The organism is Lederbergia lenta NBRC 16444 (assembly GCF_001591545.1).
GTDB classification, from domain to species: domain Bacteria; phylum Bacillota; class Bacilli; order Bacillales; family Bacillaceae_C; genus Lederbergia; species Lederbergia lenta.
Genome location: NZ_BCVC01000003.1, coordinates 46,817 through 70,432 on the forward strand (window position 1 = coordinate 46,817; position 23,616 = coordinate 70,432).

The 23,616-nt window shown below is 36.3% G+C and carries 18 protein-coding genes; 3 read left to right on the top strand and 15 right to left on the bottom strand.

The window, feature by feature from the left end:
• Positions 1–68: 68 nt before the first annotated feature.
• From BLE01S_RS12420 to BLE01S_RS12430, 3 genes are all read right to left on the bottom strand, one after another.
• Positions 69–1,292, bottom strand: a complete 1,224-nt coding sequence (locus tag BLE01S_RS12420; RefSeq protein WP_066142456.1) for a quaternary amine ABC transporter ATP-binding protein — start codon at positions 1,290–1,292, stop codon at positions 69–71.
• A complete protein-coding gene (locus tag BLE01S_RS12425; protein ID WP_066142459.1) occupies positions 1,289–2,149 on the bottom strand; it encodes an ABC transporter permease in 861 nt (286 codons plus the stop codon). Before BLE01S_RS12425 ends, BLE01S_RS12420 begins: the two co-directional genes overlap by 4 nt.
• Before the next feature lie 150 nt (positions 2,150–2,299).
• Positions 2,300–3,301 carry an ABC transporter substrate-binding protein gene (locus BLE01S_RS12430; protein ID WP_066142463.1) on the bottom strand — a complete coding sequence of 334 codons (1,002 nt, stop codon included), beginning with the start codon at positions 3,299–3,301 and terminating at the stop codon, positions 2,300–2,302.
• Positions 3,302–3,945: 644 nt separating this feature from the next.
• On the opposite strand from BLE01S_RS12430, the gene BLE01S_RS12435 reads away from it, so the two are divergent.
• The gene (locus tag BLE01S_RS12435; RefSeq protein WP_066143385.1) at positions 3,946–4,323 is read left to right on the top strand and encodes a VOC family protein; all 378 of its coding nucleotides are present in this window, start codon (positions 3,946–3,948) and stop codon (positions 4,321–4,323) included.
• A gap of 48 nt (positions 4,324–4,371) precedes the next feature.
• Here BLE01S_RS12435 and BLE01S_RS12440 read toward each other — a convergent pair whose 3' ends face one another.
• The 10 genes from BLE01S_RS12440 to BLE01S_RS12485 form a co-directional block, all read right to left on the bottom strand.
• On the bottom strand, positions 4,372–4,998 hold the full coding sequence (locus BLE01S_RS12440) for a YesL family protein (protein WP_066142466.1): 627 nt from the start codon (positions 4,996–4,998) through the stop codon (positions 4,372–4,374).
• Between the two features lie 37 nt (positions 4,999–5,035).
• Positions 5,036–5,863: a carbohydrate ABC transporter permease gene (locus BLE01S_RS12445; RefSeq protein ID WP_066143388.1), complete on the bottom strand. Its 828-nt coding sequence runs from the start codon at positions 5,861–5,863 to the stop codon at positions 5,036–5,038.
• A gap of 69 nt (positions 5,864–5,932) precedes the next feature.
• On the bottom strand, positions 5,933–6,832 hold the full coding sequence (locus BLE01S_RS12450; protein ID WP_066142468.1) for a carbohydrate ABC transporter permease: 900 nt from the start codon (positions 6,830–6,832) through the stop codon (positions 5,933–5,935).
• A gap of 281 nt (positions 6,833–7,113) precedes the next feature.
• Positions 7,114–8,409, bottom strand: coding sequence for an ABC transporter substrate-binding protein (locus BLE01S_RS12455; RefSeq protein WP_066143393.1), 1,296 nt, complete (start codon positions 8,407–8,409; stop codon positions 7,114–7,116).
• Between the two features lie 650 nt (positions 8,410–9,059).
• Positions 9,060–10,376 carry an ABC transporter substrate-binding protein gene (locus BLE01S_RS12460; protein WP_066142470.1) on the bottom strand — a complete coding sequence of 439 codons (1,317 nt, stop codon included), beginning with the start codon at positions 10,374–10,376 and terminating at the stop codon, positions 9,060–9,062.
• Positions 10,377–10,493: 117 nt separating this feature from the next.
• On the bottom strand, positions 10,494–12,071 hold the full coding sequence (locus tag BLE01S_RS12465; RefSeq protein ID WP_066142473.1) for a response regulator transcription factor: 1,578 nt from the start codon (positions 12,069–12,071) through the stop codon (positions 10,494–10,496).
• 1 nt (position 12,072) lies between these two features.
• Positions 12,073–13,839 (bottom strand): sensor histidine kinase, encoded by a 1,767-nt coding sequence (locus tag BLE01S_RS12470; protein WP_066142474.1) that lies wholly within the window; start codon positions 13,837–13,839, stop codon positions 12,073–12,075.
• Positions 13,840–14,029: 190 nt separating this feature from the next.
• On the bottom strand, positions 14,030–15,844 hold the full coding sequence (locus BLE01S_RS12475; protein ID WP_066142477.1) for a PAS domain-containing sensor histidine kinase: 1,815 nt from the start codon (positions 15,842–15,844) through the stop codon (positions 14,030–14,032).
• A 348-nt stretch (positions 15,845–16,192) separates the two neighbouring features.
• A complete protein-coding gene (locus BLE01S_RS12480; protein ID WP_066142481.1) occupies positions 16,193–16,918 on the bottom strand; it encodes a polysaccharide deacetylase family protein in 726 nt (241 codons plus the stop codon).
• A gap of 149 nt (positions 16,919–17,067) precedes the next feature.
• Positions 17,068–17,256 (bottom strand): hypothetical protein, encoded by a 189-nt coding sequence (locus BLE01S_RS12485; protein ID WP_066142484.1) that lies wholly within the window; start codon positions 17,254–17,256, stop codon positions 17,068–17,070.
• Between BLE01S_RS12485 and BLE01S_RS12490 the strand changes: the two genes are divergently transcribed.
• Together BLE01S_RS12490 and BLE01S_RS12495 are read left to right on the top strand one after the other, a co-directional pair.
• Entirely contained in the window at positions 17,255–18,115 is an 861-nt protein-coding gene (locus BLE01S_RS12490; protein WP_274379917.1) for a sodium:solute symporter family transporter, read from the top strand. The genes BLE01S_RS12485 and BLE01S_RS12490 overlap by 2 nt on opposite strands.
• Before the next feature lie 153 nt (positions 18,116–18,268).
• Positions 18,269–19,831: a multicopper oxidase family protein gene (locus BLE01S_RS12495; RefSeq protein WP_111703391.1), complete on the top strand. Its 1,563-nt coding sequence runs from the start codon at positions 18,269–18,271 to the stop codon at positions 19,829–19,831.
• 224 nt (positions 19,832–20,055) lie between these two features.
• On the opposite strand, the gene BLE01S_RS12500 is transcribed toward BLE01S_RS12495, so the two are convergent.
• Together BLE01S_RS12500 and BLE01S_RS12505 are read right to left on the bottom strand one after the other, a co-directional pair.
• Positions 20,056–21,234 carry a DHH family phosphoesterase gene (locus tag BLE01S_RS12500; protein WP_066142486.1) on the bottom strand — a complete coding sequence of 393 codons (1,179 nt, stop codon included), beginning with the start codon at positions 21,232–21,234 and terminating at the stop codon, positions 20,056–20,058.
• A 275-nt stretch (positions 21,235–21,509) separates the two neighbouring features.
• On the bottom strand, positions 21,510–23,477 hold the full coding sequence (locus BLE01S_RS12505) for a hypothetical protein (protein WP_066142488.1): 1,968 nt from the start codon (positions 23,475–23,477) through the stop codon (positions 21,510–21,512).
• Positions 23,478–23,616 lie beyond the last annotated feature (139 nt).

The following is a 23,616-nucleotide window of genomic DNA, read 5'->3' on the forward strand; positions in this document are numbered from 1 at the left end:
ATAAAAATCAGGCACATCAATCTCCATTTGAATGATGTGCCTGATTTATTTTCTCCTATTTGATTTACCTAGCTGTTTACTTCTACTTCATTATCCGCTTTTTCTCCATTGCCATTATCGCCAATTAAACTAGCTAATACATGTACCCTTAAAATAATTCCTTCTATATGATTCTCTTCATTTACGACTACAAGCGGGTATTTCGAGTCTAATGCTCTCGGTATAATATCCTGGACATATTCGCTTGGATCAACAGTATTGACATCCTTCTCTAATACATCTTGTAACGTTTTCCTTTGCTTTAATCCCTCAATTGCCCGATCAATCGTTACAAGTCCTTGTAAATGGCGCTGGCGATCCGTAACGAAAACACTAGAAATCCCCTGTTCACGCATCACTTTAACTGCCACGTTCAAGCCGTCCTTCAATGATACTAATCCATGTGGCTTGATCATAATATGTTCAGCTTGAAGAATTTTAGATCGGTCAATATCCTTTATAAACTCTGTAATATAGTCATTAGCTGGCTCATCTAAAATCTCTTCAGGTGTACCAATCTGCTCAACCTTTCCATCCTTCATGACAGCAACGCGATCACCAATTTTAAAGGCCTCATTGACATCATGAGTAATGAATATAATTGTTTTTTGCAGTCTGTTTTGAATGTCTAAAAGCTCTAATTGCATCTCTCTTCTAATTAATGGATCAAGTGCGCTGAATGGTTCATCCATTAATAAAACGTCTGGGTCATTGGCCAATGCACGCGCAATCCCAACCCTTTGCCGCATCCCACCGGAGAGCTCATCTGGATATTGATCCTCGTATCCTTTTAAACCAACTGTCTCTAATTGATGTCGGGCAATCTTTTGCCGTTCTTCCTTCGACATTCCTCTTATCTCTAACCCATATTCGATATTTTCTAATACTGTCCGGTGACTGAAGAGACCAAAGTGCTGGAAAACCATCGCAATTTTCTTTTGCCTATAATATTTCAGTTGCTGAGAGTTATATTCGACGATGTTTTCACCATCTACATAAATAGCACCAGCTGTTGGACGATTCAACATATTAAAGCATCGAATTAATGTTGATTTACCACTTCCTGAAAGCCCCATAATGACAAAGGTTTCACCTTCCATAATGTCCATTGATGCATTATAAACGCCAACAGTTTGGCCTGTCTTTGCTAAAATATCACTTTTTGATTCACCATTTTCAATCATAGAAATTGCCTTTTTTACCCTTGATCCAAATATCTTTGATACATTTTCAACTTTCAATTTAACTGTCATGAGACATTCCTCCTGTGTTTCTGAAGACGCTCAGCAATTCCGCCTGTAATCCGATCAATAATAATTGCTAGAAAAACGATACTAACCCCTGCCTCAAACCCAAGAGATATATCAATCCGATTTATCGCGTATAAAACACGCTCACCAAGCCCTTGCGCACCAACCATGGAACCGACGACCGCCATTGCAAGTGCCATCATCGTTGTTTGATTAATCCCAGCCATAATGGTCGGCAAGGCTTGAGGAAGCTGTACTTTTATTAACATTTGCGTTCTTGAAGAACCGAATGATTGAGCAGATTCAATAACCTCTTGATCGACATTTCGAATCCCTAGCTCTGTCAGCCTACTAACTGGCGGCAAGGCATAAATGATCGTAGCAATCACTGCTGGAACATTTCCTAATGGAAAAAAGAAAATAACAGGAATTAGATAAACAAAGGTAGGCATTGTCTGCATTGCATCTAACACAGGTCGCATCGTGTTAGAGAACGTTTTATTAAAAGTCATTAATATCCCCAACGGTATGCCTATCAAAAGTGCTAGAATCACTGAAATTAAGACAACGGAGATTGTTGTCATCGTTTCGGCCCATAAATGGAATGTTCCTATTAAGAATATGAAAGCCGAAAATAACAAACCTCCATATAAACTTGTAAAATACCAACCTAATAAAAATATAATAATGATAAAGATCCACCATGGAATGAATAATAAAGCAGATTCTAGTCCCTTAATGGAGCCTGATGCGATTACAAATATAAAATCGAAAAAAGCAGAGAAATTTTCCGCTAAGAAATCAATAAACTTTTCCACCCCGGTACCAATCGGTATACGTATATCAGGAAATTCATTCATACATTATAGACTGTAAAAAAAACAGCCACTTCCTCACCTCTCTAATAAACTATTTGATAACATATCATCTGTTAGTCTATGTTTTTGTCTAGCTTCAAGTATAGGAAGAGCTGAAGCATAATGTAGCTACAGCTCTTTCCCATCCCTAAATTATTTTTCATTTAATGCGGATAGAACTTTTTCAGCTACTTCATCTGACACCCATTTTGTCCAAACATCTTCATACTCTTTCATCCACCAAATAGCTGCAGCATCTGCTTCTACTTCATTTTCTTCCATATAATCTAATGCGCTTTCTGTTAACTCATTACTTGTTTCATACTTTTTCAAAAAGTCCACCACATCTTCAGCTTGATTAGGCAAATCTTTATGAACAGCTACAACCACATCATTTGGTGGAAATGCTGTGCCACGATTTTCCTCCCATACTTTCTCTTCATACGGATTATCTTCAAGAAGCGTTAAATCAAAGCTTGCCGTTACCCAAGTAGGTGACCAATAATAGCCAACCCATGGCTCACCCTTTTTGATCGCACCGGCTAATGAGGCAACGATTGCTGAGTCAGACCCCGGGGCTAAGTAATTGTATTGCTCATCTAGCCCATATGTTTTAAGCTTATCTTCCAACTGCTCACTAACTGCCCAGCTAGATGGTGCTCCTACGATTCTTCCCTTCGTAGAATCCTCTGGGTCTTTGAAAATTTCTGGATATTTCGCTAAATCCTCTACTGTTTTTAAATCAGGTGCCACTGCTTCAATTCCTTTAGAGGCATCCCCTTCTATGACATATGTTGGGACATATAGTCCTTGCGAGTTGTCATCAAAGTTTGTTGAGACTTTAATAATATCCCCGCTCTCGATCGCTTTTTCATATACATCTTTAATATTGTCAGTCCACGCCTCCATATAGACGTTAATATCTCCCTGTTGCAGTGCTTGGATAGTAGCCGCTGTTGTTCCGCTTGTCACTTCAGTATCATACCCATATCCTTCTTCGATAATGAGTTGTGCAACACTGTTATGAAATCGAATACTATCCCAACCTGCATCAGCAAATTTTATCATCTTAATACTGTCTTTACCTGCTCCTCCACTACATGCACTTAATAAAACAAGCATACAAATGGAGAGTACGATCATCATTTTACGCATAGAAACTAAAACTCCTTTTTCATCTTTTTTATTTAAATATACATATGTAATGAGTACTGCAAGCGATCCTCCTAGAAATAAATGTAATAGACTTTTAACATCGGTACTTAAAATCAATAACGGGTTAACAGCTAGATATAAAGAAGAGTGTAGCGAAAGCATTTAGGGGTGATCATAAGTACATATTAATGTTACGGTTATATTGCAATCATTACAAACAGATAATTCAAACATATACTTGCAAATGCCTTCATAAAAATACCTCTCATCAATTCATCTATACATTTCATTATATTTACTCCCTATACCAACCTATCCTTCCCTTTTACTAGCTTTTTCTACTTTTTCATAAGATACTGTTTTCATCAAATATTCTTTATACTCACTTCACATTGTAATTTATTTACAATTAAGTCCATTTCATAATAGACAAACTTATGTGGAATCGGAAAAAATTAATTTCCACTCTTGCGTTGTCTCAAGGCCTTGCGCTAATCCCATAGGAAACACTATTTTCTTCTCCAATTAATAAATCTAGGAATGCACTTTCGGATCTTTGAGCAGATGAAGCAACTATGATAGTAACCCTATCAAATAGATTTAAAGGTAATTGTAACTATTACACGAATAATATATAAAACATGATGAAGGGGCTGTTTATTTTGAAGGTTGGACAGGTAGGTATACCCGCAAAGGATTTGGAGAGAGCAATCGTATTTTATAGAGATTTATTAGAACTGCCACTCCTATTTAACACTGAAACTATGGCATTCTTTTCATCTAATAATGTTCGCTTGCTAATTAGCTTACCTGAAAAGAAAAAGTTTGCTCACGCAAGTTCTGTTATATATTTTCAGATTGAAAATATACAAGAAACATATAAAGCTTTTTTAAACAAAGGAGTAACTTTTATCAATGAACCTTATTGCGTAGCAAAAATGGGACAAAGCGAAACATGGATGGCATTTTTTAAAGATACGGAAGACAATACCCATGCCTTAATGAGTGAGATACAAATTTAATCATTCGTTTAAAGATTGAAGCACCATACAAATTAAATGGAAATCCATTTAATTTGTATGGTGCCGATTTATTTTCTCAAACGCATTATAGGCTGGTTTCATCATAGCAAGCGCTAATACATTTCCACTACAGACGATCATTAACGGAGGAGCGAATGTAAGAAGGAATACCAAACCACCACTACTTACTAGCATAATAAGCGTTCGAAGCGGATTCATCACCATTATAAAAAAGGAATTTTTTAACACCTCACGAATTTTCATATTGTAATGAACAAACATCGGAAAAACATAGAAAAGAGTACAAATAAACAGAAACACAATGATCCAAAATGGAATGAACAGCATTTTTATTGCGCTGTTTGTTGCAACCTGGAGAAAGTGAAAATCAATATAAAGAACAATGCTGCAAATAGTAATAATCGCTCCTAACAAATTACCTTTAACAAATTCCTTTTTATAAGATTGCCAGAATGTCTGAAAAATGGATACATCCATCTCAGCCATAGCCCATTTCCTGACAACTGCAAACATCGCAGCTGTCGCAGGAAATATGCCGAAAAGGATTAGGCCGAGTAATGAAAAGGAAATCCATAGTATATTTAAAATGGTAAGCTTCATGATCCAATCACACGCTCGATATAAACCTTCCATAAATCCAGATGTCGTTTCCATCTTCGTTCAGCCTCCTATCCCTTTTATTCAAATTTAATTATCCTTTTAGCCCACTTGTACTAATTCCTTCTACGACATAGCGCTGGAACATAAAGAATATGATAAATACAGGTATGAGAGAAACTGCTGACATCGCGAACATTGCCCCCCAGTTTGACACTGTTTCATTACTTAGGAACATATTTAGCGCCATAGAAACAGTGTATTTACTTGGACTGTTTAAATATAAAACAGGTCCAAGTAACGAATCCCATGTCCAATAAAATGAGAAAATAGCTGCGGTTGCCATAGCCGGTGTTATTAAGGGTAAGATGATCTTATAAAATATTTTGAATGTCCCACATCCATCAATCGTTGCCGCCTCATCTAATTCTCTTGGAATGGTCCGAATAAACTGCACGAGCAAGAAAATAAAAAATGGGTGTCCAAAGTAGGCTGGAATAACGAGTGGTTTAATTGAATTTAACCAATCTAGTTTCGCAAATATAATATATTGCGGGATCATTACGACCTCATATGGAAGCATGAGGGTAACCATCATTAACGCAAACCAAAATCCTCTACCAGCAAATTTTAATCTTGCAAATCCAAAGGCGATTAAAGCGGAAGAAATAACTTGGCCAATCATCGTTAATACAACAAGTACGGCTGTGTTTTTTATAAAGACATTAAAGCCAATTCCACCGATCCCTTCCCATCCTTGGGAATAATTATCCCATATCCATGTTTCTGGAATAAGTGATTTTGCCGTGACGAAGATCGATGCGCTCGGTTTAAACGAACTCATAATAAGCCAGATAACGGGATATAGCATAAGCACCGCAAATGCTCCCACTAACAAATGATAAATCCACCATTTAGCCATTTTCCCTGCTTTGGGTGAACCTTTCGTTTGTACAGCCCTAATTGATTTTACCGTTTTGGTGCTCATCTGTTAGCTCCCACCTTCCGACTCGTAATGGACCCAGAATTTCGAGGTCATGAAAACAAGGGCTGTTAGTATACCAACGATAAGCAACATCACCCAAGCCATTGCAGATGCATATCCCATATTGAAGAACTCAAACCCTTGCTTGAAGAGATAAAGTGAATAAAGTAAAGTACCATCAAGCGGACCACCCGTTCCTTTGGATATAATAAACGCAGGTACAAAGGTCATAAAGGCTGCAATGGTCTGCATGATCGTGTTGAATAATATAACAGGGCTTAACATTGGCAATGTGATTTTGCTAAACTTTTGCCAATAGCTTGCCCCATCTACACTTGCAGCTTCATAGTACGTTGTGGGAATTCCCTTAAGACCAGCAAGAAAAATGAGCATTGATGATCCAAATTGCCATACAGATAAAAAGATAAGCATCCATAAAGCCGCGAGCGGGTCGCCGAACCAGCGTATAGCTGGTAGGCCGATCAATGTAAGTGCCACATTCACGATCCCTGTATCACCGAAAATATTGCGCCACATGATCGCTACCGCTACACTTCCCCCAATTAATGAAGGTAAATAAAATAGCGTTCTATATAATCCAACAGCTCTTGAAGCCGTATTTAAAATCATCGCAATTAAAAGTGCAAACCCAAGCCTTAATGGGACTCCTCCAAATACATAGATGAGCGTTATCTTTAATGACTTCCAGTATCTTGGATCATCCGTAAACATTTTTTTAAAATTATCCAAACCTATCCATGATGGAGCCGAAAACATATTATATTTAGTAAAAGAAAAATAGAGCGAAGTTAATATAGGTATGAGGGTAAAGGCGAGAAATCCGATGACAAACGGACTAATAAATAAATAACCTCTTAGGTTTTGCTTGAATACCCGTGTACTCATTTTTGTTTCTCCTTTCTAGCTGTAAAAACAAGGCACCTTCGCTGGAATGTCTACGAAGGAGCCAAGCCTTTAGATCATAAAAGATATAAGTTTTGTTGCAATTCATTTACGATACAATTAATTCGTATCCAGCTTCATTGTATAGAATCTACTAGTAACTGACGCCATAGAATGTGGCGTTCTTAGTTCTAAGGTGATCAAGCGCCGAACGACTACCAAACTTCAGGATTCCTACATTTTGTACGTCGCTAATCGGTCGCTTTCTCTTCACTTAGTCTTTATTAGTTTTGTGATAAAATGCCGTCCACTTGTTGCCTAAACTCTTTTGCTGCATCTTCCACTTTTAGCTGCCCATAATTCATTTGTTCAGACAGATTATCTAATAGCTCAATCACTTGTCCTGCCCCAACTGGATCTGGACCATCGAATGCAGAGCTATTTTCCTCAGCCGCTTCAACAAAATCAAATACTTGTACTTGCTCTGGAGATAGGAGTGGCTTTAACTCTTCTTTCACAACAGATGAGCCTGGAATTCCACGATCTCCAAGTGTTAATTTATTTGCTTCAATATCATTGACAAGGAAATCAATCAATTTCGCAGCTTCTTCTTTATGTTTTGAATTACTTGCCATTGACCAGAACATACTTGGTTTCAAATACAATCCTTCTTTCGTTCCAGGTCCCGGCATGGTGTGCATCTCAAGCGGTCTATCCGCAACCTGTTGCAAACCAACAAACTGATTAGACCATTGCCAAATTCCAATCGCATCTTCCGTTACTACTGGATCATCTTCAATTCCTTTTAACTGTGCCAAAAAGTCTGGAGTTGGAGTATATTCTTTTTCAACCATCCCTGAATGCATCGTGAAAAAGTCAATAAACATTTGGTCGTCATCATATCCGAGCGTCGTACCGTCCTTACTATAAAGCGATTTTCCAAGCGTCCGTAAATAATAATTAAAGAATACGTCCGCTTTCATACCCGTATCAATATAAAGACCAGCATCTTTAGCCTTTTTCGCAATTTCCTGATAATCATCCCAAGTCCAGTCTTCCTTAATCGATTCTACTCCCACTTTCTTAAGAAGTGCTGGATCGTAATGGAAACCAACAACGTTAACTCCCGTGTTAAAACCATATAATTTATCATCGAGCATTCCGCCGGAGATGATATTTTCATTATAATTCGAAGTATCTATTTCCTTTCCCACATACGGCGTTAAATCTTCTAACTGATTATTTCCCGCGTACTGTGAAAAATAGGATAGATCCATTTGAACAATATCTGGAAGTTCATTTGCTGCCGCAGAGGGAGCCAACTTTTTCCAATAATCATCCCAACTAGCATACTCTGCTTCAATTTTGACATTAGGATTCTTCTCTTCATAAAGTTTAAGAATTTCAGCAGTATAATCATGCCTTGGCTCCGAACCCCACCATGCAATACGCAATGTTATCTTATCGTCTTTACTTGCGCCCTTATCTTTTCCAGCATCTTTACTATCACCATTGGTTGATTCTCCACCACTACACGCTGCTAATACAAACACCATAATAGCTGACAAAAATAAAACCATCAGTCTCTTCACTTTTATCCCCCCTATAATGAAAGCACTTACATATACTATTGTATATGCATTATGAATTATCAGAATTTAAAAAACAGCTTAGATTGTTTAAAAAACAGTTATTATACGAAAAACATCCTATGTAAACACATATTGGTTAATAATACAGACCAAGAATATGATCCCTGCTACTTAGAGATCATATAATAGGGTGTATAAGGTAAATGAGATAACGTAATTACTTTTGATGAAGTATAGGGAAAAGTACCTTAATAGTGGTTGAACACAAATAATAATGTCAAAATGAGAGGGAGTTGAAATAAATGGTAATCTTCTTTCAATCGGATTGTAGATTACTATGATCATAAAAAAAAGCAACCAAGAGTAAGTTCCAAAGGTTGCAGTGGTTGCCTATGCGAATAAGTTCCCAAAAGGACATTCCTCCTTATTCAACAAGGATGTCTAAAGCGCCTTACTACTTTTGCCTGATTGGAACATAGCACTGTGAGAATAGTATAACCAAGTTGATTGAAGCGTAAGGTGGCGACTCCGAGGGGATCAAGCATGGCAGGTGAGACCCTGCACGGAGCAAAGCGACTGAAGCGGAATTCACCAGTGACTCACTACATTATGTGTAAACTTTTTACTATATTCGAAGTTCAATGTTCTTTCACGTATATATTATTTTTAGAAAGAATGCGATTTGCCTCCTTTCTAAATAGCTTTGCACCTTCAGCAGGTGTTATCTTTTCAAATAAAATTTGTTCGGATATGCTTTGTAATTGCGCAACGATTTGAATCGCGCCAATCGGATCAGGGCTTTCCACCTTTTCACTAATTTCTCTCACTTGATTTACGTAATCAAACACCTTTTTCTGCTCATTGTTTAAGTTTGGATACAGATCATTGGCAATTTTTGTTGAGACAGGTACACCGCGCTCTCCTTGAATTAATTGATTTGCCTCTACATCATTTGTAAAAAAGTGAATAAATTTTGCGGCTTCTTCTTTTTGCATAGAGTTCTTCCCTATTGAGAAAAACATACTCGGTCTCACTAGTAATCCATCATTTAAATTTCCACGAGGTGGAGGATATAATTCAAGTGGTCTTTTGGAAGCATACAAGAATCCAAAATACTGATTAGAGTAGCTCCAAGTCATAGGGGATAGTTGGCTAACTAGCAATTCATCCTCAATAACTTTAATCTGTTCTGTCACATTTGGTTTTGGAAATGCACCTTTTTTCACTAATTGTAATTGGAGATTAAAATAGTTGATAAATAACTGGTCATCCTTATAACCAAGTGATGTACCCTCTTCGTTATAAAAATTTTCTCCTTGCGTCCTCAAATAATAAGGAAAAAATACTTCTGGTGGCTTCATTCCATTCGTTCCAAATATATCTAGTTGATCGTGAACTTCAATGGCTGTATCTTCAAATTCATCCCATGTCCAATTCGATTTTGGCCCAACAGTTTGAGCTGAATGGAATAAAGCATGGTCTACAATTACTGCCGGAGCATTCAGTCCTAATGGAAAACCATATAACTGATTGTTAATAACGCCTCCCTCAAGAATCTCCCTACTGATCGACTGCGTACCTATTACATTTTCTTCTATATACGTCGTCAAATCCTCCAGTAACTGGTTCGAAGCATAGGGCCTCAAATAAAGCAGATCCATTTGCATAATATCAGGTAGCTCATTTCCAGCAGCCATTGGTGCGATCCTTTTCCAGTAATCATCCCAATTAGCATATTCCGGCTCAATATGAATATGAGGGTTTTTTTTCTCGTATAATTCTATGACCTTCATCATATACTCATGTCTCGGCTGCTCCCCCCACCAGGCTAGCCTGAGTGTAACGATCTCTTGATTTTGTTTTATGGATGTATCTTTATTTCCACTACTTGAACAACCGCCTATGGCAATTGTCAGGATAAACGATAAATATACAAGCCATTTATTTTTGATCATCCTCCCCTCCTTATAAAGTGAGGGGTTCCCTTCTTCCTCACTGAGTATTAGTTGAACCAATCTGATCTTTACAGGTAGTTATCCTTCAACACTGCTCTAAGTCTTGAACTGGGAATTTCACTGCCCGTTAATCCGCGATAATCCCCCTGGAAATAATTCTTTTCTATAGTCTGACGGAGTAAACCCAGTATGTTTCTTGAACACCTGACTAAAATACTGGGAATCACTGTACCCTAGTTTTTCGGCTAGTTCAAAAACTTTTACGTCATTTTCGTTTTGAATCATGTGCATTGCTCGCTCCATTCTTACTTTTGAGACATAGTTGGAGAAACGCTCCCCTACTTCTTTCTTAAAAAGTTTACCGAGATAATCAGCGCTCATATACAATTCTTCTTGGGCTACATAGTTGAGCGACAACTCTGGATTTCCAATTTGCTCTTCTACTGTTTGCAATACTTTTTGAATGATCGCCGAATGGGTATACTTATTTCGCTCATAAAATTGCAGCGTTATTTCTTTAGCTATTTTTATAATGAAACTTTCCATTTGTTGAATTGTTTCCATTTCCAAAAGTTGTGATATGTAAACTAGGTATATCTTCATTTGTTCAGCGCTACAGATTCGGATCATTGCATTGAATAGCTGGATTACATATGACTTTGTTGTATAAATTTCCATCCTTAATTCAACTAATTGTTTGAAAAATTCCATCAATTCTTTGTTTGCATCATCCCAACGACCAGACTTTACAAGTAGACAAAATCTTTGCTCATCATAGTTTAGAACGATTTGATTATCATCGGCTGAGTAGGTTATATCTGCTTTTCTAATAATCGTGCCTTCTCCTAAATAAAATCGATGCTGTAAACATTCAAGTGCTTCTTTATATAATTTTTTGATATGGATCCACTTTCCAGATTCACTGATCGCAATCGTTGTATCGAGTTGGTAATATTTAAAGAATGTCTCCCGAATAGTCTCAATTTGTAAATGAATATTTTCTTCATTACTATCTTCGATAACAATCAAAACATAATCTTCGACCGTGCAACTAAGAATAATATGTTCAAATAGCTGTTCCGATATATTTTTAATCGCAAACATATGCTCAAAATCGAAGTTTCCTTCTAGCTGAATAAGGAGAAGTTTAACCCTAGAGTCTTTCATTTCCAATCGAAAAATCTTTTCATAATACTCTAGATCATAGCTTCCATACATATCACGTGTGACAAACTCTTTCAGAAGTTGCTCTTTTGCATAAGGCAGCACGTGATCAAGTCTATCTTTCATCTCTGAAATAAATTGTCTATTATTCTTTTTAAGTGCAATTTCTTCCATCATCTCTTTCAAAGCGTTTATGATCATTTGCTCATTACAAGGCTTAAGTAGATAATGCTTCACGCCGTACTGCATTGCCTGTTTTGCATAATCAAACTCACCAAATCCTGATAGCATGATAAACTGAATATCAGGATATATTGCGTATGTCTTTTCAACTAGTTCAAGACCATTCATGCCAGGCATTTTTATATCAGAAATGACAATGTCAGGCTGTTGCTCTTCAATGATTCGAAACGCTTCGAGGCCATTTTTTGCAGTTCCAATCAAACTCGCACCTATTTTTTCCCACTGAATAAAACTTGAAATACCATCCAAAATAATTCGCTCATCATCAACTAGCAACACGCTGTACATGTCATCCCTCCCTATAAGGCAGTGTAATGAATATTTTTGTTCCTTGATCAAGTTCACTTTCAATGTGGATGCCATATTGATCACCAAAAGAAAGCTTAACCCGTTCGTCAATGTTAGTTAACCCGATTCCTTGACCACGTGTTTTGACTACTCCTTTTTTCACCTTTTCAAGCAAATCAAGATCCATTCCTGGTCCATTATCTTCCACGACAAGCATAAAATAGTTTGACTTTTTGATTGAACGAATATGAATGCTACACGGCTCCATCATCATTTCTAACCCATAATGGATCGCATTTTCAACGAGTGGCTGCAACGTCAATTTGGGGATTTGGGCATGATAAAGACTTTGATCCACATCATTCTGGAATTCCAGTCTTTCTTCAAAGCGGTATGATTGAATCGTAATATAATTTGCAATGATTTGAAGCTCCTCATTAACCGTTATTAATGGTTGCTTAAGATTAATCGAATTCCGGAGCAAAAAGCCGAGTGACTCGACCATCTTAGATATCTGTTGTTGACCACTGCTTTTGGCAAGCCAATTAATGGACTCAAGTGTATTGTATAAAAAGTGTGGATTAATTTGAGCTTGTAGCGCCTTGAACTCTGTCTCCTTGATCGTAATTTGCTTTGCGTAATTTTCATAAATCAACTCATCAATTTGATCGATCATCATGATAAAACTTTTATGCAATTTTCCTACCTCATCATTATGAACATTTGACATTTGCATGGACTCTTTTTTTGCTTCCTTAAAATTTCCCTTTTGTACATGTTGCATGCTTGCGGCCAAGCTTTCCAGAGGTAAAGTGATATTACGGGCAAACCGAATACCGAAAAAGGAAACAACCAGAAACATGAGGATAAAAAACATCCATAAAAATGTTTTGAGCATATTTGTTTTTTCAAAGATTTGATTAAATGGAATGGCATTTAAATAGGTCCAATTCGAATAATTAGATTGCATATGAACGATAAAATATTTTCTCTTATCTATCGTTTCAATACGGTAACCCGATTTTGAATGAACAGGCATGGTTAATCGTCGAAATGTATCATTTAATTCCCTCGGATACATTATGTCGTTTTCACCATTCGTAATAACGAAGTGCCCATCAAGTGCCTTTGAACCTTCCATTAACCCCCTAACAAGCTTATCTAAGTTCACTCTAATTATTACTGTCCCTAATGAATCGAAACTTAAATCCTCATACCTTCTAATTTCTCGCGCAGAAACAAGAGACAGGTGATCTCCTAACTGATTTAACCAAATATTACTTCCTGCTGCTTCTTTTGATTGGTTAATAATCATTGCCTGAACTTTTTCTGGTATGTTTACTGGGTTCGTCCCTACACTGTATTGCTCACCATTTGTTGCAACTACGTGTACAGATAGAATAAACCCTTGCGTTTTGATATAATCTAACATTTTATCAATCATTTCTGTTCGAATGCGATATTTTTCATATTCTGTACTTTCCTGTTCAATCGTAGTTAAAAAATGTTGAATAAGTGGGTCGGAGGAAATTGCGAATGACATATCCTCAATATTCTTCAACTCATTCTCAATACTATTAGATGATGTACTCAACACTTGCGAAGATTTACTATAAATTTGCTCATCATAGATACGAAGGACATATTGCAAACCAGCTAGTGCAAATGTAAATGAAATTACCATAATGATTGAAACCAAAATAAATAACTTTTTTTTGATTGTTTGATTATTATACGAGTCTTTTAATCTAGCAAGAGCACTTCTCATGCGCACAAAACTCCAATAAAATTAATTGTTATCGCTTACATCCAATTTAAATAATAAAGTTCTATCTACCTTTTTATCAGAATAAAGAAAAGCGGCTTGGCCAGTGCAATCTCCCAAATCCGCTAACTAACTTTGCTTTCTTCCTCCATATTTCAACAGAAGACATTTAAACTAATCCAAAGCGACCATATCAAGAGGCTGATGGAAGTAAAATTCGAACTATTGTTCCTTCTCCTACTTTGCTGGAAAACTTGATAGTGCCATTATAGTCTTCGATTATTTTATAGCTGATCATTAATCCAAGACCAGTACCGGTCTCTTTATCCGAATAAAAAGGCTCTCTGACATGTTCTAATTTTTCATTAGCAATGCCAATTCCTTCATCTTTTACTTCAATCACTATTAGACCATCTGACATTGCTTTTGTGTTAACATGAATATTTCCACCACTCGGCATTGCTTCAATTGCATTTTTAATCAGGTTAATCACTACTTGTTTCATTTGTTTCCGCTCACAGTTCACAAACTGTAACTCCTCAGTGAACTGTGTAATAATATCTACATTATGTAATAGCGCCTCAGGTCGCATAAATGAGATAATTTCTTTAATCACATCGTTTATATTTTCTTTAACTAGTTTTACTTCCTTTGATGGTTTAGCAAGCACTAAAAATTCATTCATAATGGACTCTATTCTATCAATTTCGGACATGATGATATCATTGTATTTATGCTCTGTTTCTTCTGAAAGTAGTTGAACAAATCCTTTCACAGAAGTAATTGGGTTTCTAATTTCATGTGCAATACCGGCCGCCAATTGCCCTATTAGCCCTAAATTATCCAGCTGTCTAACTTGCTTTTTTTGTTCCTTCAGCTCTGTAATATCTCTAGATATACTGACATGTCTAGTAACGCTTCCGTCCTCATTCACAATCGGTCTAACCTCTGATTCAACCCACCGTGGCTCCCCTGTCACAATATCTTTTATTTCAAATTCCACTTTTTTTGGTATCCTGCTATGACTATAGAAAAAGTTAAGAAGCTTTTTTTTATCCCTAACTTGTAATTTCTCAAGTATACTATAGGGCTCCTTATAATATGAATCTAAACTAATTCCCAGTTGTTGCTCGATAGATGGACTTATATATAGTACATCTCCATTCTCGATATCGTAAAGGCAAATCACTTCGTTAATATTATTAGTAATATCAAGAAATAATTTGTCCCCTTCTTCTAATAGTTTGTTTTGCATTTCAACTAACATTCTTTCTTCCTGGAGTTCCTTCATACTTCTTGTAATAACTGAAAAATAAATAACTCCTGAATCATCGTAAATTGGGGACACTGTAAGAACTATAGGGATAACAATACCATCCTTCTTAATTTGATGATGGACTGTTCTTTCTCCTTGCAACACTCTATTTTTAAAATGAATAAATGCACTTTCCGTTTGATATATAATAGAATAAATTTTATTTCTTTTCCCCTTCGCATTCCATCCGAAGGTCTTCTCAAAAGCTTTATTAGTCAATATTATATTTCCGTCTATGTCAATAATAAGCGCGGGATCATCCGTGTGATCAAAAAAAGCACTTCGCCACGCATTGGCAGAGTCCCTATCAATTTTACTTTCATTATCTTTTTCTATTAGCAGAGCAATTCCCCGAATCTCTCCTTGCTCAGACCGCTCAGCTGATTGCCAATATAGCGTACAGTATGTCCCATCTCCACACATAAAACGACTAGTAAACGGGGTAAAAGATTCGTACTGTTGTAAGTGAAATAAACTTGCCGTTATTTTATGTTTGTCCTCATCATGAACGATATCTAGAATCGAGTTGTCTACTATATTAAAATAGGTAGATTGTAGAATAGTCAGTAACGATGGATTTATATATTTTATTATTCCCTCTTCATCCAATATGATAAATGCATTATTTGTCTTACTGACAAACCACTCCATTGATTCGTCCGTTAATACAGGCTCTGTTTCTAGGTGACTCACCGAACAATCCTCCTTCTTATATTAAAAGATAATAGAAAATAGGTTCACTCACACTTTAACTTTTGACTTATAATTGTAATCTTAGTAATCGTTATGATATATGATAGCAGAATTTAACAGTTTTACATACATATTTTTAGAAAAATTATTATTTTCTATTTATATATTTTATAGTGAACCTATTTAGATTTATATGCGATATATAGCATATTATGTCTATTACATTATTCTACATAACATAATTTTTTACTCTCCTCGATACAAAAATAAATAGGAGGCCATATTTTTCGTCGAATTGGATTTCTCGATTTAAAACACGGCTTCCTTTACTTGTAATAAACAATAAGTTTAATTGAATACTTCTATACCTGTTCTTTGTAAAAGCTCCGACACCGTTACAAATGTATATCCTTCCTTTTTCAGTGCTGGTAAAATATCTTGCAGTGCTTCTACGGTTTGAGAACGATCTCCACCTGCATCATGGAATAATACAATATCTCCAGGCCTGGCTCCTGATAGTACCTTTGAAACAATTTTATTTACCCCTGGTCTTTTCCAGTCTTGTGTATCTTGATGCCATGACCACATAATGACTCTAAATCCCTGTTGAACTGCAGTGTTAACAATTCTTTCATTATATTCACCTCCAATTGGTCGGTAAAATAAGGGATATGCACCAGTGATATTGTAGATTACTTCATCTGTTTTCCTTAACTCCTCTTCCAATTTATCCTGATTTGAATAAGAGTGTGTATATGTATGATTGGCTATTTCATGTCCTTCAATTTTTTCTCTGCTAATAAGGTGAGGAAATTTTTTCGCATGCTCACCAATGACGAAAAATGTTGCTTTCGCATTATATTTTGCAAGCACATCTAAAATTTGTGGAGTATAAACTGAATGTGGCCCATCATCAAAAGTAAGAGCAATCACTTTCTCCTCCGCTTTAATATCCCAAATAACATCCCCTGTTTTTTCAAAGTAAGCTCGACCATGTTCCTCCGCACCGGAATAACTTCCAGTGACAAAAAATAGAATGAAGATTATACCTATATTACATACTAACAGTTTCATCCTTCATTCCTCCTTCCCTATCCTCCTAATTATTGTGTGTTGATGCCCCTTGGATTATACCGAACGAGCATGAAGAATATGACGCTCAATAATCTCCAGAAAAATGGCAACATTCTTTTAATAGGAATGCCGCCCACTCGTTTTTTATTTTATTCTTTCTTTTCTTTTTGCTTTTCGTTTGCCATAAATAGAGCGAAAGGTTGATTAGCACCTGTCATTAATTTATACACATAAGAAGATGTTAAGCGATAGCCATTTTCTACTTTTTCAGCAAGATAGGTCATTCTTTCAAAAAGGATAGAACGAATATGATCGATTTGTCTTACTACTTTTTCCATCAATGCCTCGTTTACAGGTTTATTACTAGTTAATCTATTTTACTGGGGAACAGCGCAACATATTATGCAGCGGGCCATAGCAGCAAAGAACTTAAAAGAAGGGCAAAAAGGCTTATTAATTGCTGCATTTTTAAAACTACTTGGTCCTGTTTTTCTAATATTACCTGGAATTATTGCTTTCAACCTATTAGGCGATAAGCTAAACCCAATTAACGCTTATTCAGCATTCGTTAATCATGTGTTACCAACACCATTGGTAGGTTTCTTGGCAGCAGTATTATTTGGTGCTATATTATCTTCCTTTAACTCAGGATTAAACTCAACGGTTACATTATTAATGTTGAATGTTTATAAACCTTATATGAAACCGAATATGAAAGATCCTATATTAATTCGTCACGGAAAAGTATTTGGTACGATCATTGCTTTATTCTCTATGTTAATGGCATCTTTAATCGATTTAATGCCACAAGGTTTTTTTCAATATCTTCAAATGGTAAATGGTTTTTATAATGTACCGATCTTTACTATTTTGATAGTCGGTTATTCAACAAAACGTGTTCAAGCTATCGCAGCAAAAGTTTCTTTAGGTGTATTCATTACAGTGTATGCGATTACTCAATTATTCTGGGATACCGGCCTCCATTACTTACATATTTTAGCGATATTATTTGTAGTATGCATTATTCTTATATTAGTAATTGGTAAGATTAAACCATGTGATACCGACTTTGTTCTTGAAGATAAGAAAGCGGTTGAATTAACACCTTGGAAACTACTTTATCCAGTTGGTTTCGCGGCAATCGCTCTAATGATTATCGTTTATAGCATTTTCTCAAGCGCTGGAATTGCCAATTAATCTTCATACATACTAGGAATTTGTCCATCTATTGGGCGAATTTCTTGTTTTTATTCATTCCTTTTCCAACCATCCGCAAATGTCCCAAACATAAACAAATGTCCTGCATAAAATGTCTATAGTTCAAAAAACATTTAATGTAAGGGTGTGTTCATGTTGCGGGCTACCGATCAAAAAATAGGAAAGGTTGATCCTTCTAAACCTGATACTATTCCAAAATTTGTCGATGAATTACCTATTCCTATTACTGCAAAACCGAAAACATTTAGAAAAAATGAACCTTACTATGAGATTGACATGAGGCAAGCGATGCATCAGTTTCATAAGTTTTTCCCACCAACAAAAATATGGGGTTATAATGGCGTGTATCCCGGGCCAACGCTTGATATGCAAAAGGACCAAACAATTCATGTGAAATGGATAAATAATCTTCCAAAGCAAAATCTTTTGCCAATAGATCGAACCCTTCACGGTTCGGCGGATTCTCCAGACTCGCGAACTGTCGTCCATGTCCATGGGGCGCATGTCGCTTCTGATAGTGACGGTTATCCAGAGTCATGGTTTACGAAAAACTTTGCCCAAACGGGTCCCACTTTTACTCGGAAAGTGTATGAATATACAAACCATCAAATGGGAGCAACACTTTGGTATCATGACCACGCGATGGGAATTACAAGATTGAATGTATACACAGGGCTCGCTGGCTTTTACCTTATTCGCGATCCTATAGAAAAGAAATTAAAACTACCAAGCGGAAAATACGAAATCCCTTTAATGATACAAGATAAATCCTTTCAAGCTGATGGATCTCTCTTCTACCCAGAAAATACAGCCCCGCCGAATGAAGAAGTCAATCCTTCTGTTGTCCCTGCTTTCAACGGAAATACGATTCTTGTAAACGGAAAAATATGGCCACATCTAAAAGTAGAGCCAAGGAAATATCGCTTTAGAATATTAAATGCATCTAACACAAATGCATATACATTAAAACTTGGGAATAACCAAAGCTTTTATCTCATCGGAACAGATGGTGGACTTGTACCTGAACCAGTTGAACTCGAATCACTACCTTTAGAACCCGCGGAAAGAGCAGATATCATCATTGATTTTTCTAAATGGAATGGCAAACAATTTGTACTGCAAAATACGAATGAGGAAGGCAACTTAGGTGTCATCATGCAATTTAAAGTAATGTTACCTCTTTCGCAAAGAGATACAAGTCAAATTCCAGAATTATTAATTCCAAGTCAACCTTTAGATGAACATATGGCTGAAAAAACAAGGCTATTAACTTTAGGTGCTATTACCGATGAATACGATCGACCGATGCTCCTTTTGGATAACCGAATGTGGCATGATCCAGTAACGGAAAAACCAATGCTCAATAGTATTGAAATATGGAAATTTATCAATTTAACGCCATTTCCCCACCCCATTCATATACATCTGATCGAGTTCAAAATTCTCCATCGAAGACCATTTGACCTCGATATTTTCCTAGAAACAGGGGCAATTGAGTACACTGGTCCCGCGATAGAACCTGAGAAGCATGAACGGGGTTGGAAGGATACGGTAAAGGTGGACACAGGCACAGTTACAAGCGTGATCATGCAATTTACAAATCATGTAGGAGACTATGTGTGGCACTGCCATATTTTAGAGCATGAAGATTATGATATGATGAGACCGTTTCAAGTTGTAAAGGATCCCGAGTAATACAAAACCCCGCCTGGAGATAGATTTCGGCGGGGTGTATGATAGTTAGTTGACACTAATGTGCTAAAATTCACTTTATACTAAAATAAGATCCAGCTATGCGAGAGTCAAATCACTCTATACGAGAATGGATCCAGCTATGCGAGAATCAAATCACTCTATATGAGAATAGGATTGCTCATAGAAGAACTGAGTTAATTTAACCAACCCACTTCCCGAATAGTTCATTTCTTCTTTATTTCGTCCATTAAGTAATTTACAAACACTTCATCCCTTACAAGCCAGGCTGTATCATTTCTTTTTAAGTGACCTTCTGCCTCATCAAAGCTTGTAAAGGTCAGATCCATTTTTGTTTTATTTTTATCAATTGCCCACTCATACTCGTTTACGGGATAAATCAGGAAAATTGATTCCTTTTTATTTTTATAGAGCGAACCGAACGAGGAACGTTTCACATTATAATGATTTCGTTTGGCATCCTCACGCAATGGTTCTACATGAAAGGTCTCTACTACAAACTTTTTATATGCCTCCTCATTCATTGAACACCCTGAAGCTTTTGCATGTCCTCCTCCACCGAAATGCCCTGCAACTTCAGACACATCCACATGATCATGGATCGTTCGAAAACCTACACGTTTACCCCCTATATTTAAAATTGCAATATAATCTAGATGAGGATATTCTTTACCAAGCTCATTTCCTAGCTCTGAGTGATATGATTCTGCATAAACGACACCGGCTAAGTATTCACCTACTTGCGTCTGAACAACTTCCCGCCTTTTACGCCGGATATAACGTTCTTTTTTATTTTCTTCCATATCTAAAATCTTCATTTCAAACTCATCAAATCCAAAATGTTCGCTTGTTTGCAGTCGATTTATCATTTTCTCTTCAAATTCTTCGATTGAAATTAAGAAAAAGAGTGCATTAAGTCGTTGTGCTTGCTGATTGTCATTTTTCTCCCATTCCCAAGTATCATACTGTCTAACAAGTTCAACAAATTCTGCTATGGCTTCTGAATCTTCCATTAGTTGATGCGAAACAAGATACTCATACAACAAAGAAGTAGCGGAAGTGAACTTTCCTTCGTCATCTGTAACTACGACATGCCCCCACGCATAATCATTAAAAGATAATGCTGTTTTATGGTGATCAAGTAGCTGTACCTTTCCACCAGCTTTATAAAATGCGTCAAGTTTCTTTTCATTTTCCTCATTTACAGATAAATCTGTAATAAATAAAAATGTATCTTGATTCTCATTTTCAAAAAACCACTCGACTTCACGGTCAAGACTAGAAACAGAATTATAGCGGACCTTTACGTGCTTACCGAAAGCAAGCTTAGCTAAAATCCCGCAACCAACACCATCCAAATCATTATGCGATAACAGTTTATACATGTGCTTCACCTCAAGATATAGTATTGTTTTACAGAAAAATAATATTAGGCGTAATTTTAGTTAACTATGTTTTAATCGCATAAGGGATTTCTCCCTATATCCACTCTATATCCAACTTGATTGAAATTTAGATATTCTTATTTTCCCCATTAAGTTTAACAATGATCCTCTTACTGAAAAAGAGCGAAAAACCCCATCTACTAAAAAGATAGGGTTTTCGCTCAAGCATCGAAAGAAGATCTACTTTGCGCTATCCATTTTTAAAAGATTTTGTTTTATTTTCCTTTAAGCGCTTGATCGTTTACAAAAAAACGAATTTCATCATTACTTTCTACATTATTATAGGAATAATTATCCCTCTGACTAGGAAAAGGTGTGTAATCAAATTGAAAATATTCTTCTACTCCATCTTCAGTCGTTTTTTTCTGCTTGTAAATATTCATGAAAAGTTCTTTTTTCTTTTCTTGTTTTAATCTTCCATATGGGAAGTTGGAGTCATAGGCATATAACCGAATTAGATTCGGATCAAATTCATCATACTCCATTTTATAAATATTTACTGCGTGCCCGCCTGATTCTTTGTGCAATGACGCATAAACAGTTTGCCCATTTGCTAATGATTCCTCTACTTGATCTAGTATCGACAACTTTGAAGATTGATACGGCTTCGTCTTATAATTTATAAATTCATTCGCATAGATCCATTGTGTTTCTAACATTTTAATAAGAGTACTGTCTGGATCTGAAAGAGAACTAGGATCAATTACTATATCATCTATATATTTGTCTGCCCCAATGTGAGCAATTTTTTCATCAGTGAAACGATAGGCATACAAGTTTCCATTTTTCAAAAAAGGATATTGTTCCAATTGGGGCTCTAAATCATATGATAAAGATTTATAGCCCGACTGTAATATGAGTTCTCGTAGCCAAGATTTTAATGTTTCTGGCTTATAAGATAACTCTCGTTCAATATCTTCGTGATTAAAGACCCGCTCGATTACCCGAACAATTCCAGCACAAATTCCACCATCACCAAGTGGTGTCAACATATTTCCGAACTTAAAAGCATGTTGATTGGCAAGGAAACCTGTATCAATCACTTTAGCAGAATATACCTCTTCCTGGTTAAATTCATCATCGAATATCCAAGGAATCGAATATTTCTTCACATATTCCGGTGTCCCCATAACTGTTCCGTAGTCAAGGAGTGCACGAGCAAGCAAATTCCCATCTGTATTTTTTAGTGGCTGGAATATTTTATCCAACAAGGCATAAACTCCATCTAAAAAAGCGGCTGAAATCGGACCGATTTTCCCAATTGATAGCTCAGTAATGCCATAATCTTCATCCTCATAAGTATCCTCAACAAACTGATCACTATCACGCCAAGCACGTTTAAAGATAAACACCTTATGGTCAAACCCAGCAAATGCACGGCTAAATTGAAATCCTGAAACGCGAAAATAATAATATTTCTCAATTCGTTCATACGTATCCGGATCAAGTATATAAACAGGAAAAGAGTCATTAATGGTGGCAAAAATAGCATCATCTTTCATATGTTGTTTTTTGATCTCGACAAAGTCTTCTTTGTTAAAATCAAAATAAAAGGCTTTTAACCTTTCCTTGTTTTTCACCCCTTCGGCTAAGGTCAATTCGACTTCTCCTTTGTAATTAAAGAATTGTACAGCATCCCGGACAGGCTGATAGATGGAATTAAGGTCCGGATGCTCATAGGGTTCAATAAATGTATGATACTTTGCATTTAAATCATTCGTATGAATCTCAACATTTAATTCATCATTTTCGATGCTGAATTCATCTATCGTCTTTTTATCCAATGGCTTTGTTGGATCTAAACCTTCTTTAATTTTGGCTAAGTCACTAATTCCATCTCCGGCTGTTGAAAATTTCTTCGGGTCTGTCTTGTATGTATGAATCGCGTCCCAATCGGAAATTCCATTACCTGATGTATCTCTGACATATGGATTTAACCCAGCTTCCACCTTTTCTCGGATCAGCATTTTATCATTACCAATTTGTTCGTCACCGTGTAATTCAACTGTTGTATTGGTTGAAATTGTCGGATCTGTTGGCAAAGCTTTTAAATATTTTCCGAGTTTATAATCTTGATATTGTTGATATCCCCAAATTCCCGAGATAATTAGTAAGGTACAAGTAGCAAATATAGCGAATAATACAATAATAAATTTACCAAGCTTTCGTAGAAACTTCTTCATCTAAACCCCTCCCATACGACAAAAAACTAGAAAGGCAAATGAATACCTTTCCTTCAATTAATCATCGTACAGTATACGCTATCAATAATCGTATTTGGACAATTTCAAATAAATTAGTCTGAAAGAATGATATATTCTA

Bases quoted from the DNA above. Each gene is read 5' to 3' on its own strand.
- BLE01S_RS12460 (WP_066142470.1), bottom strand. From the start codon at position 10,376: ATGATCAAAAATAAATGGCTTGTATATTTATCGTTTATCCTGACAATT.
- BLE01S_RS12450 (WP_066142468.1), bottom strand. From the start codon at position 6,832: ATGAGTACACGGGTATTCAAGCAAAACCTAAGAGGTTATTTATTTATT.
- BLE01S_RS12435 (WP_066143385.1), top strand. From the start codon at position 3,946: ATGAAGGGGCTGTTTATTTTGAAGGTTGGACAGGTAGGTATACCCGCA.
- BLE01S_RS12505 (WP_066142488.1), bottom strand. From the start codon at position 23,477: ATGAAGAAGTTTCTACGAAAGCTTGGTAAATTTATTATTGTATTATTC.
- BLE01S_RS12440 (WP_066142466.1), bottom strand. From the start codon at position 4,998: ATGGAAACGACATCTGGATTTATGGAAGGTTTATATCGAGCGTGTGAT.
- BLE01S_RS12445 (WP_066143388.1), bottom strand. From the start codon at position 5,863: ATGGCTAAATGGTGGATTTATCATTTGTTAGTGGGAGCATTTGCGGTG.
- BLE01S_RS12480 (WP_066142481.1), bottom strand. From the start codon at position 16,918: ATGAAACTGTTAGTATGTAATATAGGTATAATCTTCATTCTATTTTTT.
- BLE01S_RS12485 (WP_066142484.1), bottom strand. From the start codon at position 17,256: ATGGAAAAAGTAGTAAGACAAATCGATCATATTCGTTCTATCCTTTTT.
- BLE01S_RS12430 (WP_066142463.1), bottom strand. From the start codon at position 3,301: ATGCGTAAAATGATGATCGTACTCTCCATTTGTATGCTTGTTTTATTA.
- BLE01S_RS12455 (WP_066143393.1), bottom strand. From the start codon at position 8,409: ATGGTTTTATTTTTGTCAGCTATTATGGTGTTTGTATTAGCAGCGTGT.
- BLE01S_RS12495 (WP_111703391.1), top strand. From the start codon at position 18,269: ATGTTGCGGGCTACCGATCAAAAAATAGGAAAGGTTGATCCTTCTAAA.
- BLE01S_RS12500 (WP_066142486.1), bottom strand. From the start codon at position 21,234: ATGTATAAACTGTTATCGCATAATGATTTGGATGGTGTTGGTTGCGGG.
- BLE01S_RS12470 (WP_066142474.1), bottom strand. From the start codon at position 13,839: ATGAGAAGTGCTCTTGCTAGATTAAAAGACTCGTATAATAATCAAACA.
- BLE01S_RS12425 (WP_066142459.1), bottom strand. From the start codon at position 2,149: ATGAATGAATTTCCTGATATACGTATACCGATTGGTACCGGGGTGGAA.
- BLE01S_RS12420 (WP_066142456.1), bottom strand. From the start codon at position 1,292: ATGACAGTTAAATTGAAAGTTGAAAATGTATCAAAGATATTTGGATCA.
- BLE01S_RS12465 (WP_066142473.1), bottom strand. From the start codon at position 12,071: ATGTACAGCGTGTTGCTAGTTGATGATGAGCGAATTATTTTGGATGGT.